This is a genomic window from Fibrella aquatica, assembly GCF_041321135.1.
GTDB lineage: Bacteria > Bacteroidota > Bacteroidia > Cytophagales > Spirosomataceae > Fibrella > Fibrella aquatica.
On record NZ_JBGGWF010000003.1, the window covers coordinates 543,696 to 560,804 of the forward strand.

Here is a 17,109-nt window from a genome sequence, read left to right on the forward strand (position 1 = left end):
CCTAACTTGCGGGCATTAATCAACGCGTGTTGCTGTCCGTATGAACATCCACGAATATCAGGGTAAAGAAATATTGAAACGCTACGGCGTTCGGATTCAGGAAGGCATCGTTGCCGAGTCGCCCGAAAAAGCGGTTGAAGCCGCCAAATTGATCATGGCACAAACAAACTCGAAGTTTGTCGTCGTGAAATCGCAAATCCATGCCGGTGGGCGCGGAAAAGGCCAGATTAAAGGCGGTACGCAACGCGGCGTAGCCCTCGCCAAATCGGTCGACGACGTGCGCGAAATCTCTAAGAACCTGATCGGAAACGTGCTGGTAACTATCCAGACTGGTCCCGAAGGTAAAAAAGTGAATAAGGTGTTGGTAGCTCAGGATGTATATTATCCGGGCGAAAGCGATACCAAAGAGATGTATATCGGCATTCTGCTCGACCGCGCAAAAGCGTGTAACGTCATCATGGCCAGCACCGAAGGGGGCATGGACATTGAAGAGGTTGCCGAGCATACGCCCGAAAAAATCGTTAAAGAATGGATCGACCCAACGGTTGGTCTGCAACCGTTCCAGGCTCGGAAAATCGCGTTTGGACTGGGTATGACCGGTGAGGCGTTTAAAGAGATGGTCAAATTCGTGACTGCCCTTTACAAAGCCTATGTAGACTCAGACGCGTCGATGTTTGAGATCAACCCCGTTCTGAAAACATCCGATAACAAGATTCTGGCCGTTGATGCCAAAGTAGACATCGACGACAATGCCTTGTACCGTCACCTCGATCTGGCCAACTACCGCGATGCTTCGGAAGAAGACCCCCTCGAAGTAGAAGCATCAGCCAACGATCTGAACTATGTAAAACTCGACGGTAACGTGGGTTGTATGGTAAACGGAGCCGGTTTGGCGATGGCTACCATGGATATCATCAAACTGTCGGGTGGTGAGCCGGCCAACTTCCTGGATGTTGGGGGTGGAGCCAACGCCAAGACGGTAGAAGCCGGTTTCCGGATCATTCTGAAAGACCCAAATGTAAAAGCCATTCTGATCAATATCTTCGGTGGTATCGTTCGTTGCGACCGTGTGGCCACGGGTGTTGTTGAGGCGTACAAAGCCATCGGCGATATTCCGGTTCCAATCATCGTGCGCCTTCAGGGCACCAACGCCGCCGAAGGCGCACGCATCATCGACGAGTCGGGCCTGAAAGTGCAATCGGCCGTTGAGTTGAAAGAAGCCGCTGAGAAAGTTCGTCAGGTGATTGCTGCTCTGTAACGTACCTGCTTTTTTACATAATAAGGGCGCTCTTGGAAACAGGAGCGCCCTTATTATGTAAAAAAGCAGGCTAGGCTAGAGGCTGGCACGAGTAAACACTCGCGCCAGCCCGTAGGTACGTTTGTTAACTAACTATTTGTTCGAACGGCTGCTTTGAAGTGTAATCACCTCAATCCGCTTCAATTCATCATTGACTTTGTAATAGAGGATTATTTGCCGATTTACTATGCACTTACGGCAACCTGGCATGTGTGCTGACGCTCTGTACATGTAAGGCATGGAAGCCAATAATTACACTTTATCTGAGACAGCTGAAAGGAAATCTGTCTTTACTTTTTGAGACCAGTTTTGGCCCAAATAGTTTACGATGTAGTCCAGTTTTGTAACGGCGTGTTCTGAAAAAACAACTTCATAAGGCGTGTCCATTACTGATATCGGGCAAAGACTGTAGCCGCTGATTTGACTCGGTTCGCCTCCAAATCGGCCAAGCCTAGTTGAATGTCAGCTTGTTGTTCAGGCGAAAGGTCATCCCAGAAATCACGTTCGTTAGCCGCTTGACTATCTAACAACGTATACACTGCTGTCAGCAGGGTTTCATCGGAAACGACATCAACCAAGCGATGAATGCCTGTTTTTATATCTGTAACGCTCAGGTCTTTTTTAGTCAATTTACGTAAGATCTCTTGTTTTTACAATAGTCTTACTCTACAAACTCACCATCTGTTTTCCCGGCTTCAATTGCTGGGTACGTCCCTGCCAGCGAAGTGTGCCGGGAATGCCGTCGGGTAAGGTTACTTCGCCGGTTAGCGTGTTGTTGGGGCCTTTCTCGAAGCGAACAGAGATCGTACCAGCGGGGTGGGGGAGGCTACCGGCTACGCGGGCTAACGTACCCAGATAGGGCGTGATGTTGACCGAACGGAACCCCGGCTCGGCAGGATTGATGCCGCACACCGTCGACAGAAATTCGTAAACCGGCGAGGCACTCCAGGCGTGGCAATCCGAGCGGGTTGGCTCGGGCTGTTCGGCGAAAGTGGTTAGGCCGTTGGCAATCATGGTGTGCCAGGGTTGCAACTCAGAAATGAATGCGTCGCCCATGCCGGTTTTTTTCAGCGCCTGAAACAGATAAAACTTGAAGTAATACGTAGCGGGTCGTAAACTGTCCGCCGACGTGGGGCGCATTAACGTCGTCAATACGCTGCGTTGCTGAGCGGTCGGTATGGCGTTGGTCAGTATAGCCAATAGGTTGGCGTGCTGGCTGAACTGAGCTTTGTCGGGCGTATCGGCCAGCAGGCCACGGGCCGGAACCCAGCACCGATCCATCACTACTTTGTTGAGTCGGCGGGCTACTTCGCGGTAGTGTTCGGCTTTCTGATTCTGGCCGTAATGCGCAAACAGATCGGCGGCGCGCAGGTACGTATACGCCTGTTGCAGGGTCAGAATGCTCGAACCGCCCTTATGTGCCCCCGCCGGAACGCCCCCAATGTTATCGGCCTGATTCCAGGGCCACGCCCAGTCCACGAAATTCCACCAGGCAAGGTCGCCATTCAGGCCGGTAACGGGGTCGAGGCGAGTTTCGTGCCAGTTCAGCACGCGTTCAATACCGTCGAGGCGTGCGCTGACAAAGGCGTCGTCGCGACGGTGCATCCAGAAATCGTGAACCATGCACACCCAGAACAGCGAAAATGGGGGAATCACCTGCTGGTCGGCAGAAGGGTAACGGCTTTGGGTGAGGCCTTCGGGAAGGCGGCTGTTGTCATATTCGAGCAGTGCTTTCCGCATCAATCGATCGTCGCCGGTAACATACAGCGAAATCAGCGATTGAATCCGGGTGTCGCCTACGTATTGCAACTGTTCATAATAAGGGCAGTCGAAATAGGTTTCTCCCGCGCAGAGCTGGGCTGTGCGCCAACCTACGTCCCACACGCGGGAAAGGCTACTGTCGGGGGTGGAAAAGGTTGCTTTTTGTTCGAACGGATAAGCCGAGTAATCGCCCTGTAAGCGGTTAACGGTGAGTGGCTCGTCGGCCGTCTGAATCGATAATTGCAGATAACGGTAGGTCCTGAACCAGAGCGGCCGAAAGAGCCGTTGTTGCCCGCCATCGGCAACGAACTGATCGTCGAAACCAATAATTTCTTTGCCGTCTATCTCGTCTCGGTTGCCTTTTTGGCCTTTCGCGTCGACCAGACTTTCGGCGTAGGTCAACGTCATCGACGCGCCTTTCCCCGCCGAAACCGTTAGCTCGGGATAGGCGTTGGTCAGCGTTTTCTGGTCGAAAAGAATCGTGGCTTTGGTTTTAGCGGGGACAACGAACGTAGTTTTACCTGCTACAAACCCGCCCGGAACGGTAACTCCTTCGGCCCGGCGTATACCGGACAGTTGTACCGGCCGACTCTCCATTGGCGGGATGGTTCGTGGTACTAAACCCCAGTTTCCGTCGGATCCCAGACCACGCGCTTTGGCCGAAAACCAGGTTGGCTTAGCGGGTACCCAGGCGCTATCATTGAAATCGGTTTTTTCCCAACCCCACGGATAGAGACTGGCATCGACCCGATCACCATCGCCAACCACGATATACGTTTTCAGGCGAGCAATATCATTTTTTACAGGTACGTAGGCGGGGTTCTGCAACACTTTCCAGGTGGCATTGGTGTTCACGATTTTCTCGGCCTCACCATCGCCCTGCATAATAAAGCCCAATTGGTAGCTCATTTGTGATACCGGAGCCGACTCGCCGAGGTGCCATACCTGAGCCGCCAGCACGTTGGTACCCGCCTGCATGAACGGAGCCAGATCCAGCGTTTCGTAATTCCAGTGCTGCGGGTCGCTCCGGGCAGGGCCAATGGCCACCGCTTTGCCATTCACAAACAACCTATACCGGTTATCGGCCGATACATGAACCACAAACCGTGCGGGTTTCTGCGGAAGACTAATGCTTTTGCGGAAGTGATAAACGCCGTATTGCCGGACCAATGTTGATGGGTGAACCAACCACTTCGCGTCCCAGGTTTTCGTTTCCCATTTTGAAGACGGGGTACTTTTGGGCGGCTGGTAAACAGGCTGGGCACAGAGCGTAGAACCGAATAAAAAGAGGAGGAGTAGAGGTAGGTGGCGCATGAAGCAAAGATAGGCAACACAGGCTTCAGCCCGTCTGATAGGGTTTTCCGTGTTTGATGCGATAACCCGCGCGCGTTAAAGCGGGTAGATCTTCCCGTGAATACCCGATCCTGTAAGCGTAATACACTTTACCGGATTAAAACTACGGTCTGAATCGCACAGACTGCGATCGGTCACTGTTATGATTACGTTATGCTATGACAAATTGCCTTGCTGAGTTGTTAACTAGTCAGGCCCATACTCTGGTTACGAATTACTTTTATGCATATACAAAATACACGTCGTCAACGGGCTGAAAAATTGGAACCTTTGTTCCTCACGAAAGATAGTCGGCAACTGCATCTTAACCGCTGGTTTAACCGACTTTGTGGCGTAACCGGGTTATTGTTGCTAATGGGTAGCCCGGCACAAGTATGGGGGCAGAAAGGACCCGGTACTTTTTTTAAACGCGTTGCTGACCAATTTCTTAATGATACATTGCCCCCTTCCAGCCCCCGGTTGCTTTTCTACCCAACGCTGGCCTATTCGCCGGAGACCAGTTTCGAACTGGGACTGTCAGGATTGTTACTGTTTCATGCCCGAAATGACCTTAAACGCAGCCGATTAAGTGAGATTCAGGCGTTTGGCTTTGGTACACTAAAAGGGCAGTACGGGTTGGCTATCGATAATTTTGTGTACGGTTTCGATGATCGCTGGGTTTTGTTGGGCCGCAGCCGATTCCAATATTTTCCCCTACTTTATTATGGTGTTGGACCCGTTCAAAACGAGAACGAACCCGCCCGCATCGATGGGACGTACCTGCAAATTCGGCAACGGGCTCTCAAAAAAATTGTGCCTAATCTGTTTGGCGGTATTGAGGTAGATTTTCAGTCGTTGGCTGGTGCTCAGTTTATTCAGCCTATAGACAGAACTTATGAACGTCCCCGTGGCAGCAGCGGTACGACCAACTTAAGCACTGGAGGCGGTCTGGTGTACGACAGCCGCCGAAATCCGCTCAATACCCGACGTGGTATCTACGCGGAACTCGCCTACCTGCGTTCGTACGATGGCTTTATCAGTGACTATTCGTTCTATAGCGCCCTGCTCGATTTTCGTAAATATTTTGCCTTATCCAAAAGAAGTGTTTTCGCTACGCAGGTATATGGTTTGCAAACCGGGGGGGCTGTGCCGTTCAATCAGCTGGCGCTGATGGGGGGCGAAATGATTCAGCGGGGTTTCTACGCCGGGCGTTACCGCGATCGCAGTCAACTGGCGGCTCAGGCCGAATACCGGCTATTGCCTTTCCCGTTCAGCAAGCGGTTTGGCGGGGCCGTATTTGCCTCGGCCGGAGCCGTCGCGCCAAGCTGGGACAAGCTCCGCTGGCGCGACGTGCAGCCTACCGGTGGGGCGGGATTACGCTATCTGTTGTATCCCAAAAAAGATGTTTTTTTACGGTTCGACGTGGGCTTTACCCGTCAGGGTACCGGATTTTATATTTTCACGGGTGAGTCTTTTTGATGGAAGCGCGCGTACCTAGTTGCCCGATCTAAGCAATCCTGCCGGCACGCTGAGTTCGCCGGTTTGGGGGTCTATCAGGCCATTGCGTTCGTCTTCAATGTCGGTAGCCTGGGTGTACACGTCTCCGGCAATAGATCGGGCGCGAAGTTCGGTTTTGAACTGGCGAATACGCGACGTACGGTCTTCAGCATCTTCGGGGCCGCCGTAGTTGGCAAAGCCAAAGCCGCCCCACTCGCTCACAATAAGTGGCACCTGTTTCCGGTAAAAGAATGGATCGCCCACTACCAGCGGAAAAGCCGCCACGCCTTCCAGATCACCGCGCGTAAGCCGGTCGAGCAGGTTGCGCCAGTGGCTGATATCTGGTGTGTAAAGGTGAACGGTGAGCAGATCAGACTTCAACCGACCTTCCTGCGAAATGTGCCGCCAGCCATCGTTATCGACCACCAGAAACTGTGGGTGATTGATATGCATATGGTGATACATATCTACGATATACTGCCGTGTTTCGGGGTTGGTGGCAATGTCTTCGGCACCCCAGTCTTCGTTGTACAAACTCCAGATAATGACCGACGGATGGGTTTCAATCAGGGTCAGCATTCGCTCCAACTCGGCGCGGTGGTTGGCGCGGCTTCGGGCGTTTGATCGGTGCGGACTGGGCACTTCCACCCATAACAGCAAGCCTAGCTCGTCGGCCAGGTTGTAAATGCGCGGATCGATACCGGCAATGTGTACGCGTACCAGATTACAGCCCAGGGCCTGCATGGCGTAGAAATGGCGTTTCATTTCTTCGTATGTAGCACGACCGGGTTGGTAAAGAATACCGTCCAGGTACGTCGACTGTCCGTTGAGATACACACAACACCCGCGCGATTCCACTTTGCGTAGTCCGAAGTGGGCTTCTATCTGGGCTTTGTTGCCTTTCTCGTCAATCAGTTGTGCCGTTAGGCGGTATAGCTGCGGGCTGTCGGGCGACCATAGTTTAGCGTCGGGCAGTTTGACAACCACGCGTTGGTTTTTCTGGCCAAACTCGAGGTGCAACGGAAAATCGTCGGTAGCCAGTGGACCTGCCTCCGGGTTGGCCTGATCATCAATCTGAAGATGCAGCGTGTAGTGACCGGGGTCGTGAATGCGGGTGGTAAGGTTGAAGCGCACGAGGTCATCTTCAATGATGCTGACCACGCCTATCCGTGACCGGAGGCGGTTGCGTTCAACGGGTTCGAGCCATACGCTGCGTACAGCTCCGGTGTAAGTTTGATACCAGATGCCACCCCGTTTATACACCGACGACTCCTGCTTTCCGCGCGGCAGATCGGCATCCATGGTATCGGCAATGCGCACCGTTAGTCGATTGGTGGGCAACAGTAAACTCTCGCCCAATTCGTAGGAAAAGGACGTGTATTCGCCGTAATGCACACTTTCCCCTTCAATGGTTTGCAAAGGCTTGCCGTTCAGCCACACCTGTGTTTCGTAGCCGCAGGCACCAAACGTAAGCTGGAACATGGGTTGCAACTGGTTACCGCTATTGGGTTCGCGGTCAGGTAAGTTGAATTCCCGTTCGTACCAAACGACCACTTTATCCTGCCAACCCGGTCCGTCTTCTAGCTGATGGGCCTGGGCAATGTGGTCTTCCACCGATCCGGGCCAATGGGCTGTGTGTGGGTATTCGTGACCCAACTGCCACTGTTGCTCGAGTCCCTCATCGTTGAGGTCGTGCGTAAACCGCCATTCGCCGTCGAGCAGCAGGTACGTATTCGAGCGCAGAACGGCGCGCGGAAGTTCGTTGATTGGACCAGTCACAACGGCAGGCGCTGGCAGACTCTCTGTTAAGTTGAAATTTCGGTACGTTGGGTGCATGTTCAGGAACGTAGTTGATACGTACCAAACCCGCCCCGGCCCAACGGGTTCACCGAAACTGATTTTAGGGTGTTTGGATATCAGATATCGGATACTGGACGCTACACTTGCTTACCAAATCCGACAGCCAAAATCCGACATCCAACATCCTATTTCATTTCCCTGAGGCAGAAGCCGTACATAACGGCGAAGAGAACGCTGAAGAAAACACTGAACGATGTACCCAGACTAGCTAGCCCGACGAAGTAGAGGGGAAGACCGAAGCCTAGCAGAGCGCCTACGATATAGATGTAGAACCCGATTTTACGAAGTCTGAACATCAGGCCCACGCCGAGCAGTGTAACAAGGGAGTAAACGAGTTGGGCCATGCTAAGTTGCCGCACCACACGCGGGTCTTCGGGCATTGGGTTGTCGCTGTTGGCTCCGCTGTCTTCGTAGAAGTTACGAGGGTCGCGCCGATCGGGGTTGGCTTCGTTGCTTGGTTTGTGGCCCGTAAACGGCGTTTTCGCCACCTGATCAGGATCAGAAAGTGCCACGCTACTTTCAATGATGCCCCAGCCACAGCTAAGAAACGAGAAAATACAGAGTATGGTAAGAAATTGAGAGCGCATAAAGGGAAGTTTGATGTTTGTGGTTTGATGTTTGAGGTTGCGCTGCCAACCAACTAACTTTTCTCAAGCAGCGCAACCTCAAACATCAAACCACAAACATCAAACTATTATTTAGTTGTGAACTTCTGGTTACGGCAATAGTTTTACCCCGTAGAGTTTACAAAAAAACCATATTTAAACCAGAAACATGACACTTCAGGAACTGACTGACAATATCCGCACCCGCGTAGCAAGCGCTGATAGTCTGGATGCTACCGCTAAACTCGTTACAGATCAGGGTATTGTCTTTATCGATGCCAAACAATCGCCCACTGTTGTGACAAACGACGATCAGCCTGCTGACACGGAATTACACGTTAAAGTGGCCGATCTGGAGCGCATGGCAACGGGCGACCTGAACCCGATGATGGCCTTTATGACGGGAAAATTGAAAGTAAAAGGCGACATGGGCATTGCCATGAAGATGGGGCAGGTAATGGGCTAGTTTTGATGAGTGAAAGAGTGAATGGCGAAAGAGTGCACTGGAATTGAAAAGGGGGGAGAGCGAATGAGTTAACAAATTAGTAATTTGACAGCTTGATCACTTTTTTACCATTCACTCTTTCGGCATTTACTCTTTCACTCTCGTGACTTCTCGTAGAACCTTCATCAAATCGGGTACGCTGGCTGCGGCGGCGTTCACTATTGTGCCTCGTCATGTACTTGGAAAAGGATTTATAGCTCCTTCCGATAAGCTGAACATAGCAGCCGTGGGGTGCGGCGGAAAAGCAGACGTAAATATTCGGTTGGCCGTTAACGGCGGAACCGACAATGTTGTGGCTCTATGTGATGTCGATGACCGGCAAGCTGTGAAATATCGCGCTCAGTTTCCGAAAGCCCCTTATTTCCGTGATTATCGGGAAATGCTCGACAAGGCAGGTACGTCTATCGATGCCGTCATTATTTCGACGCCCGATCATATGCACGCGCCTATTGCCATGGCGGCCATGAACCTTGGCAAGCATGTGTACGTAGAAAAACCGCTGACCCACGACATCTACGAAGCCCGAATGCTCACTGAAGCTGCCCGGCGTAACAAGGTCGTGACGCAGATGGGCAACCAGGGCAGTAGCGGTGATTCGACCCGATATATTGAGTCGCTGATTCAGGCAAAAACAATCGGTCACGTGCACACCGTGTATTGCTGGACCAACCGCCCGGTTTGGCCGCAGGGTGTTCAGTCGCCAAAAGACAAGAGAGAATCGCAACCGATTCCGGCCGAAGTAGACTGGAACAAGTGGCTCGGCACCGCACCGTACCGCGATTATCACTCGGCTTATATGCCTTTCCGGTGGCGCGGCTACTGGGATTTTGGCACCGGTGCGCTGGGCGATATGGGTTGCCATTTCATGGACGTACCTTTCCGGGCGCTGAAGCTCAAATACCCCACTTCGGTAGAGTGTAGTGTTGGCTCGGTGTACGCCGATTTTTTCAAAGAAGCGCACTTCGATGACGTTTGCCCCCCCTCGTCAAGCGTACACATGACCTTTCCTTCCGATGATAAGAAGGTGAAGGAAATAAAACTGTCGTGGTTCGACGGCGGCATTCGACCACCGTTGCCGGAAGGTGTTTCGTATGAGCAGGTCTTTTTTAATCAAGATGGCGGAATGCTGTTTATTGGGTCGAAGGGAATGCTATCGGCGGGGCTTTTTGGTGATGGCTACAAGCTACTGCCCATTGAAAAATTTGCAGCCTACAACAATGGACGTACCCAGGTTGCACCCATTCGCCCGCTGGTAGATGGCAAAGTAGACGGTCATCAGCAGCAGTGGGTAAAGGCCTGTAAGCAGGGGTACGGTGCCTACACCTCGTCGTCGTTCGATCAGGCGGGGCCACTGACAGAAACCGTACTAATGGGTAATCTGGCCACCCGCAGCTACCTCGCCCGCGAAAACGGTCAGTTTACCGGGCGTAAAAAGCTGCTGTGGGATGGTGAGGCCATGAAAATCACCAACTTCGATTACGCCAATCAGTTTGTTAAACGTGACTACGCAAACGGTTACACGCTATAGAAGTCGTTTTAGGCTTGGCGTAACCTCCTCCATGGAGCTACGCCAAGCCTGGAATTGACGCGTATTTGCTTGTCGCTTTTTTAACAAGTCATGTCGGCCAGACTTTTGCGGGCGGCGTCTAGGTCGGCTTTGGGAATGGTGGTGCACCGTGCGGCGGCATCAATGTAGGCGTTGGCTGCTGTTTTGTAGGCCTGGCAGTTGGCCGGTGTCGACGACGTAGTAAGGTTAACGGCGGCCTGCTGAAGGGCCTGAGCCCGGGTTTCGGCTAGCTGGCAACCATCGGGGCTTACGGTATCACTGCTTTTTTTGCAGCTAAACAGTAGAACAACACCGGTGAAAAGGGCGAGAGACGTGGTGCGGATTTTCATGATAGCGTTATGACTAAATTGGTTTATTAGCCCAAAACTGATGGCATCAATCAAATAGTCAGGTACGTTGTTGAGTAAACGGCTCACTGACTGACTAAACGGTAGGTGAGGCGGCGATGCAGTGCATTTTGAGTAGGTTTGCACCTCTAAGTCAATATGATGCGCGCCTTATTACTGCTTTTTACTTTTATCCTCGCCGTTCCTTCCCTTTTAATAGCTCAATCGCCGGTACGATACACGGTTAGTGGCTACGTTCATGAAGCAGGTAGCCGCGAGGCTTTGTTGGGGGCAACCGTTCAGCTCAACGGACGGCCTGTGGGTACGCAAACCAACACGTTCGGGTTTTATTCCATCACCCTGCCCGCCGCCGACTCGGTCACGTTGACCTTTTCGCTCATTGGCTATCAGGCCCAAACCCGCACGTTCGGCCTCCAACAAAACCAGGTGGTGGGGGTTGAACTCGCCGCGGGTGAACTGCTCAATGAAGTAGTCATCAACGAAAAACGGCAGCAGGATCGGGTCAGCGATAATCCGCAGATGAGTCAGATCGATTTGCCTATTGCACAAATCAAGAAGATTCCGGCTCTGTTGGGCGAGAAAGATGTGCTGAAAGTATTACAACTGATGCCCGGCGTGCAAAAAGGCTCGGAAGGCCAGAGCGGACTGTATGTGCGCGGCGGTGGCCCCGACCAAAACCTGATTGTGCTCGACGATGCGGTGGTCTACAACGCCAGCCATCTGTTCGGCTTTTTCTCGGTCTTCAACGGTGATGCGCTGAAAAGTGTGGAGCTGACCAAAGGCGGTTTCCCGGCTCGTTATGGCGGACGGCTCTCGTCGGTGCTCGATTTGACCATGAAAGACGGAGCCCGGGATAAACTTCATGGTGAAATTGGCCTTGGCCTCATTGCCAGCCGGGTTATGCTGGAAGGGCCATTGACAAGCGGCAAAAAGCCGGGACAGCGAGCCGGGTCGTTTGTTGTTTCGGGTCGCCGAACGTACCTGGATGCTATTCTGGCGCCCATCGTTAAGGCACAAACTGACGGTGAAACGGCGGCAGGTTATTATTTCTACGACCTGAATGCCAAAGCCAATTACGATCTGGGGCCCCGCGACCGTATTTACCTGAGCGGCTATTTCGGGCGCGATAAGTTCTATGCCAACGATAACACCGACAACACGGGTATTGCTATGGGTTGGGGCAATGCCACCGGTACCCTGCGTTGGAATCACCAGTTCAATCAGAAGCTTTTCGCCAATACGTCGCTGATTTTCAGTAATTACGAGTTCATCATTAACGCCAATCAACTCATTGATTCGCAAAATCGATTTGTGCTGGATTACACATCGGGCATTCGTGATTTTTCGCTGAAACACGATCTTGATTTTTACCCTGCGCCAAATCACGCTCTTCGTTTTGGCGTGCAAACAACGGCGCACCGCTTCACGCCGTCGGCCATTGTGTTGCAGAATAACAGCCTCGCTAATCTCAGGCGCGAAGTAGATCAGATTGATGTGCTCGAATCGGGTATTTACGCCGAAGACACCTGGCGGCCCAACGATCACTGGCGACTGAACGGTGGTCTGCGCATTAGTTCTTTCCTGGGTAACGGACTTGGGTACGTTCGGCCAGAGCCGCGTTTGTCGGTAGCCTATGTGGTAAAACCCGATATGTCGTTCAAAGCGTCGTATGCGCTGATGAATCAGTATGTTCACCTCCTGAGCAACACCGGTATTGGCTTGCCCACCGACTTATGGGTACCGACTACCGACCGGGTACGTCCGCAACAATCGCAGCAGTGGGCCGTGGGGTTTGTCACCGATTTCCCGAAGCAGAATCTGGCGCTTACGGTGGAGGGGTATTACAAACGAATGGACAACATTATCAATTACCGGGAAGGAGCCAGTTTCTTGCTGGTCGATGATCCAACGTCGGCTAATCGGGTGCGTTGGGAAGATAACGTAACGGCGGGTCGGGGCTGGAGTTATGGCGCTGAGTTTTTGCTCCACAAAAAAGAAGGTCGGTTCAGTGGTTGGCTGGGCTACACCCTTTCCTGGACTCAATGGCAGTTTGCCGAACTCAACAACGGAAAACCGTTCTTTCCGCGCTACGATCGCCGGCACGATATATCGCTGGTGGGCATGTATGATCTGAACAAACACATCACCCTTTCGGCCACGTGGGTGTATGGAACGGGTCAGGCATTGACGGTGCCTAATGCCCGCTACCGATCATTCGGACTAAGCAATAATCTGGCCTACACCCAGGATGAAAACGGAACCATCACGGGTGTCAATCGCGTGCTGTTCGACGGGGGATCGGGTGTGCGTGATTTTGGGCAGGATAAGAATGCGTTCCGCGCCGAGCCCTACCACCGGCTCGATGTAGGAATTCAATTTCACCGGAAGAGGCGTCGGCACGAAAGCGTCTGGGATATCAGCGCGTACAACGCTTACAACCGACGTAATCCGTTTTTCTATAATATCGAGAGTAAACGACAGACTGCTGGTCAGCCCGATATTACGGTGCTTTACAAGTATTCGGTGTTTCCGGTAGTACCTGCCATTAGCTATTCGTATAAATTTTGATCCGGCTGTATTCGTAAGTCAGTATGAAAATAGTACACTACTTCCCGGTCTGCCTCCTGTTCTTATCCGCCTGCGGAAGTCTGAAAAATGAGGTAAGCCCCACGCTATTATCGGGCGAGGGCGAAAAACTGGTTGTCAACAGTTACATCTCTCCGCAAGACACCATCTTATCGGTTAAGGTGTCGCGGTCTAAACCGGTCATTGGCGAACAAACCGATGAACTACCCTACAACGTAACCAACGCCACCGTGTCGCTTAGCGATGGCAGTCAGGTAGTGGTGTTGCGCTACCAGGGCGACAAGCAATGGTATCAGGCCAATGCCCGCTTGTTGCCTATTCTTACCGGGAAAACGTATACCCTCACTGTCCGTACACCCGATGGTCGGCAAGTTACGGCTAACGCAACGGTGCCCAGGCCAGTACCTGTCAATCAGGGCGTGCTGGATTCAGTGGTGGTTACATTGGGAAACCGATTACAGAAAGTATACTCGGTGCGGTTTGATTGGCAGGACCCGGCCAATGAGCGCAACTTTTACGAATATGCGGCCTACTTCAACTGGAATCCGGGGAATACGTACCCTATCAACGGGCAGGTAAGTGCAGCCATAAACACACTACGGTTGCTGGTTTTCCCACGAGAAAGCAGAACAGGCAATCTCATCACCGATGATCGGCAGGATGGTGCCTTACTAACCTCGCTTTCTGCGGAGGTGGGGCTGGTAGAAGTAAACGCTACATCGGCGAATGCACAGGCCGCGCTGAACAGGTTAACGTTGGGAAACGTATTGCCCGAACCTCAGGTACGTATGCAACTACTCAGCACCGAAGAACTTTATTTTCGGTATACCGATGCCATTATTCGTCAGCGCGAAAACCGCAGTAATCCCTTCGCTGAACCGGTCTTGATACCTACCAACATCCAGGGCGGATTAGGCTGTTTTGCCGCTTACAATCGCAGCGAAAAAGTGTTTAAGATCCGGTAGACGAATAGTTGTAGTCTGACAAACGAAACCTGTAACGTACCTGTAGGACGTGGTTAAAGCGGCCATCGCTTTCCTGACCACACGATTTTCGGGCAGTAGCAACAGGGCCAAATGGGGTGTCTGGTTAGTTTGGTTTGGTCACGGTTTCCAGCCGGGTCTGAATCTGTTTGATGGCGTTGAGCGTTTCGCGTTGCAGGTCACGCATCTGGTCGGCGGGTAAATCCTTCAGAGTAGCATCTGCGTGCTTGTGATGCGCATGATCGCCATGTTCATGACTGTGATTATGCGGCATACCCGGCACTTCAACCAGGTTCGCTTCCCATTCTTCGAAAGCAGATTTCAGGCTGTCGAGCGTAGCCATTCTGGCTTCCGTAGCGGGCATTTTAGCGGCCATCATCATCGTTTTTAGCGAGTCTATCTGCCCAATCTTTGGCTCCAGTTCGGCCTGAATGGCTGTGGCCTGTTCGTGGTAACGCGCCGCTTCTTCCAGCGTTGAGTCTTTTTTATCAGACGACGAACAGGCCGACAGCAAGCCGCTCAGTACGAGTGTGCAAACGGAATGAGTAATCTTCATAGCCTGTAGTATTAAACGAATTTATGCGTTAGGCCACTGTAATCTGAACGCGTTGTGTCAGGTCTTCAGTAAGCAGTTCCCGATTGATCCAGGCGGCGGCTTTAGAACCATTAGCAACGGCTACTGCCACCTGTCGGAACGGCGTGGTGATATCACCGGCGGCGAACAGGCCAGGTACGTTGGTCTCGCCAAATTCAGTCACCTGAACGAAGTTTGTCTCGGTTAAAGTACACCCTAACTGAGTCGCGATGTCGGTATGGTGCCGGAACGGAATACGCGAGAAAATAGCTGTCGGATGCGTCCGCGTTCCGTCGGTGAAGAGCAGCGCCGTTAGCTGTCCCGCATTGTGTTCAATGGCCTTGAGGGGCGTTTCTATCAGGGGAATATGAAGCTGTTCCAGTGTTTGTCGTTGTACATCGGTTAGCGTCGACGGGCCATTGGTGTAGAGGGTCAGCTGATTCGTCCAGTGCTGAATAAGGGTGGCCATTTCGTAGCCCATTTCGCCATTGGCCAATACACCCAGCGGCTGTCCATACACCTCGTAGCCGTGGCAGTAGGGGCAGTGCAGCACCAAACGGCCCCAGCAATCGGCGAAGCCCGGCAGGTCGGGCATGATGTCGGCCACGCCAGTAGCCAGTAGTAGTTTCCGGGACGAAAAAACGACGCTATCGGCTGTTGTGACTGTAAATCCGTTGGGTGTCTGCGTAGCCGAAACCACTGTATCGCTCCAAAACTGAATGGTTGGGTAGTGGCTCACCTGCTCGCGGGCGATGGCCAGAAGCTGAGTTGGCGTTTCGCCATCGCGGGTCAGGAAACCGTGCGAATGAGGCGTTTGGCGGTTGCAGGGTCTGCCTGCGTCGATCACGAGCACCCGGCGTAAGGAGCGACCAAGTAGCATGGCGGCACTCAGCCCGGCATTACTGCCACCCACAATGATGACATCGTATGGTTGTTTCACGTTCATGTTGTTGTAGAGGTTACTATTTATTCCCAGACGGGGAAGGGGTCTTTAAACGGGCCTTTGTTGTCCATATGCGCTAGTTCCAGATCAGTACAGAGGCAATCCTGTAACTCGGCCAGAATTTGCGCCTGTTGCAGGTCCTGCCCAATAATGACCAGCTCATTTTGTCGATCGCCGTAGCGTTTGTGCCAGCGCGATTCTATGCTTTTCTGATTCTCCAGAAAGGAAGCATACTGAGTACGTTGCCCAAAAGGCATAGATGCCCACCAAACACCCGCCCGCTCGGCCCGCAGGCTACCCCCGGCCTGACTGAAGTTCAGGGCGTCATTGGGCCGCGAAGCCAGCCAGAACAGGCCTTTGCTGCGAATGATGCCCGCCGGAAAGTTTTCGCTCAGGTATCGCCAGAACCGAACCGGATGAAACGGCCGACGGTCGCGAAAAACAAACGAAGCAATACCATATTCTTCCGTTTCGGGCGTGTGGGCAATGCCATCGGTGTGGTTCTGCAACTCCTGAATCCAGCCCGCCGATTGTGAAGCTTCCTCAAAATCGAACAAGTGCGAATTGAGAATCTGAGCCGGGTCGACTTTCGAGAACGTAGATTCTATGAGCCGCGCCTTCGGATTCAGTTTGTGCAGAATGGTCTTTAGCTCGCCCACTCGGTGGCGGCTCAGCAGATCCGTTTTGTTGATGATGATGACGTTGGCAAACTCGATCTGCTCGGTCAGCAGGTTCACGATCGTGCGCGTATCGGCCGGGTCGTTGTTTAACTCACGGTCATATACGTTGTCGGTTGAGCCAAAATCGGCGGGAAAATTGAACGCGTCGACGACCGTCACCAGCGTGTCGAGACGAGAGAACCGGGAAAGATCGATGCCTTTCTCGTCGTCGACAAAGCTGAAGGTCTGAGCCACGGGCAGTGGCTCAGAAATGCCCGACGATTCGATGAGCAGGTAATCGAATCGGTTTTCGAGTGCCAGCTTTTCCACTTCCAGCATCAGGTCTTCGCGCAACGTGCAGCAGATACAGCCGTTACTCATTTCGACTAGCTTCTCCTCCGTGCGCGAGAGCATGTTCTGCTCTTTCACCAGTTGCGCGTCTACGTTCACCTCGCTCATGTCGTTCACAATCACGGCTACCTTCAGACCTGCTTTGTTGTGCAGAATGTGATTGAGTAAGGTTGTTTTTCCCGCGCCCAGAAAGCCACTGAGCACAGTCACGGGGAGTTTTTTTGTCAGTTTCATTGGTCAGT

General features: G+C 52.6%; 14 protein-coding genes. 6 read left to right on the top strand and 8 right to left on the bottom strand.

Features of this window, described 5'->3' with window-relative positions; translation table 11 throughout:
- Positions 1-40: 40 nt before the first annotated feature.
- The gene (gene sucC, locus ACAW87_RS09945) at positions 41-1,258 is read left to right on the top strand and encodes an ADP-forming succinate--CoA ligase subunit beta (protein ID WP_370723225.1); all 1,218 of its coding nucleotides are present in this window, start codon (positions 41-43) and stop codon (positions 1,256-1,258) included.
- 425 nt (positions 1,259-1,683) lie between these two features.
- Here sucC and ACAW87_RS09950 read toward each other — a convergent pair whose 3' ends face one another.
- Together ACAW87_RS09950 and ACAW87_RS09955 are read right to left on the bottom strand one after the other, a co-directional pair.
- Entirely contained in the window at positions 1,684-1,926 is a 243-nt protein-coding gene (locus ACAW87_RS09950; protein ID WP_370723226.1) for a hypothetical protein, read from the bottom strand.
- Between the two features lie 37 nt (positions 1,927-1,963).
- Positions 1,964-4,372, bottom strand: coding sequence for an alpha-L-rhamnosidase-related protein (locus tag ACAW87_RS09955; protein WP_370723227.1), 2,409 nt, complete (start codon positions 4,370-4,372; stop codon positions 1,964-1,966).
- Positions 4,373-4,672: 300 nt separating this feature from the next.
- Here ACAW87_RS09955 and ACAW87_RS09960 point away from each other — a divergent pair, with 300 nt between their 5' ends.
- On the top strand, positions 4,673-5,869 hold the full coding sequence (locus tag ACAW87_RS09960) for a BamA/TamA family outer membrane protein (protein WP_370723228.1): 1,197 nt from the start codon (positions 4,673-4,675) through the stop codon (positions 5,867-5,869).
- A gap of 15 nt (positions 5,870-5,884) precedes the next feature.
- Here ACAW87_RS09960 and ACAW87_RS09965 read toward each other — a convergent pair whose 3' ends face one another.
- Together ACAW87_RS09965 and ACAW87_RS09970 are read right to left on the bottom strand one after the other, a co-directional pair.
- Entirely contained in the window at positions 5,885-7,723 is a 1,839-nt protein-coding gene (locus ACAW87_RS09965) for a glycoside hydrolase family 2 protein (protein ID WP_370723229.1), read from the bottom strand.
- 149 nt (positions 7,724-7,872) lie between these two features.
- Positions 7,873-8,334, bottom strand: a complete 462-nt coding sequence (locus ACAW87_RS09970; RefSeq protein ID WP_370723230.1) for a hypothetical protein — start codon at positions 8,332-8,334, stop codon at positions 7,873-7,875.
- 187 nt (positions 8,335-8,521) lie between these two features.
- Between ACAW87_RS09970 and ACAW87_RS09975 the strand changes: the two genes are divergently transcribed.
- Together ACAW87_RS09975 and ACAW87_RS09980 are read left to right on the top strand one after the other, a co-directional pair.
- A complete protein-coding gene (locus ACAW87_RS09975) occupies positions 8,522-8,818 on the top strand; it encodes an SCP2 sterol-binding domain-containing protein (RefSeq protein ID WP_370723231.1) in 297 nt (98 codons plus the stop codon).
- Between the two features lie 142 nt (positions 8,819-8,960).
- Entirely contained in the window at positions 8,961-10,385 is a 1,425-nt protein-coding gene (locus ACAW87_RS09980) for a Gfo/Idh/MocA family oxidoreductase (protein ID WP_370723232.1), read from the top strand.
- 80 nt (positions 10,386-10,465) lie between these two features.
- On the opposite strand, the gene ACAW87_RS09985 is transcribed toward ACAW87_RS09980, so the two are convergent.
- The gene (locus tag ACAW87_RS09985) at positions 10,466-10,753 is read right to left on the bottom strand and encodes a hypothetical protein (RefSeq protein WP_370723233.1); all 288 of its coding nucleotides are present in this window, start codon (positions 10,751-10,753) and stop codon (positions 10,466-10,468) included.
- Positions 10,754-10,912: 159 nt separating this feature from the next.
- On the opposite strand from ACAW87_RS09985, the gene ACAW87_RS09990 reads away from it, so the two are divergent.
- The gene (locus tag ACAW87_RS09990; protein ID WP_370723417.1) at positions 10,913-13,339 is read left to right on the top strand and encodes a TonB-dependent receptor; all 2,427 of its coding nucleotides are present in this window, start codon (positions 10,913-10,915) and stop codon (positions 13,337-13,339) included.
- A gap of 23 nt (positions 13,340-13,362) precedes the next feature.
- Positions 13,363-14,322 carry a DUF4249 domain-containing protein gene (locus ACAW87_RS09995; RefSeq protein WP_370723234.1) on the top strand — a complete coding sequence of 320 codons (960 nt, stop codon included), beginning with the start codon at positions 13,363-13,365 and terminating at the stop codon, positions 14,320-14,322.
- A 124-nt stretch (positions 14,323-14,446) separates the two neighbouring features.
- Here the strand turns inward: ACAW87_RS09995 and ACAW87_RS10000 are convergent, their stop codons facing one another.
- From ACAW87_RS10000 to ACAW87_RS10010, 3 genes are read right to left on the bottom strand one after another with little or no spacing between them, the layout of a single operon-like run.
- A complete protein-coding gene (locus ACAW87_RS10000) occupies positions 14,447-14,896 on the bottom strand; it encodes a hypothetical protein (protein ID WP_370723235.1) in 450 nt (149 codons plus the stop codon).
- A 28-nt stretch (positions 14,897-14,924) separates the two neighbouring features.
- Complete coding sequence (locus tag ACAW87_RS10005) at positions 14,925-15,860, bottom strand: NAD(P)/FAD-dependent oxidoreductase (protein WP_370723236.1); 936 nt, start codon at positions 15,858-15,860, stop codon at positions 14,925-14,927.
- Positions 15,861-15,880: 20 nt separating this feature from the next.
- Positions 15,881-17,101: a GTP-binding protein gene (locus tag ACAW87_RS10010; RefSeq protein ID WP_370723237.1), complete on the bottom strand. Its 1,221-nt coding sequence runs from the start codon at positions 17,099-17,101 to the stop codon at positions 15,881-15,883.
- Positions 17,102-17,109: the final 8 nt, after the last annotated feature.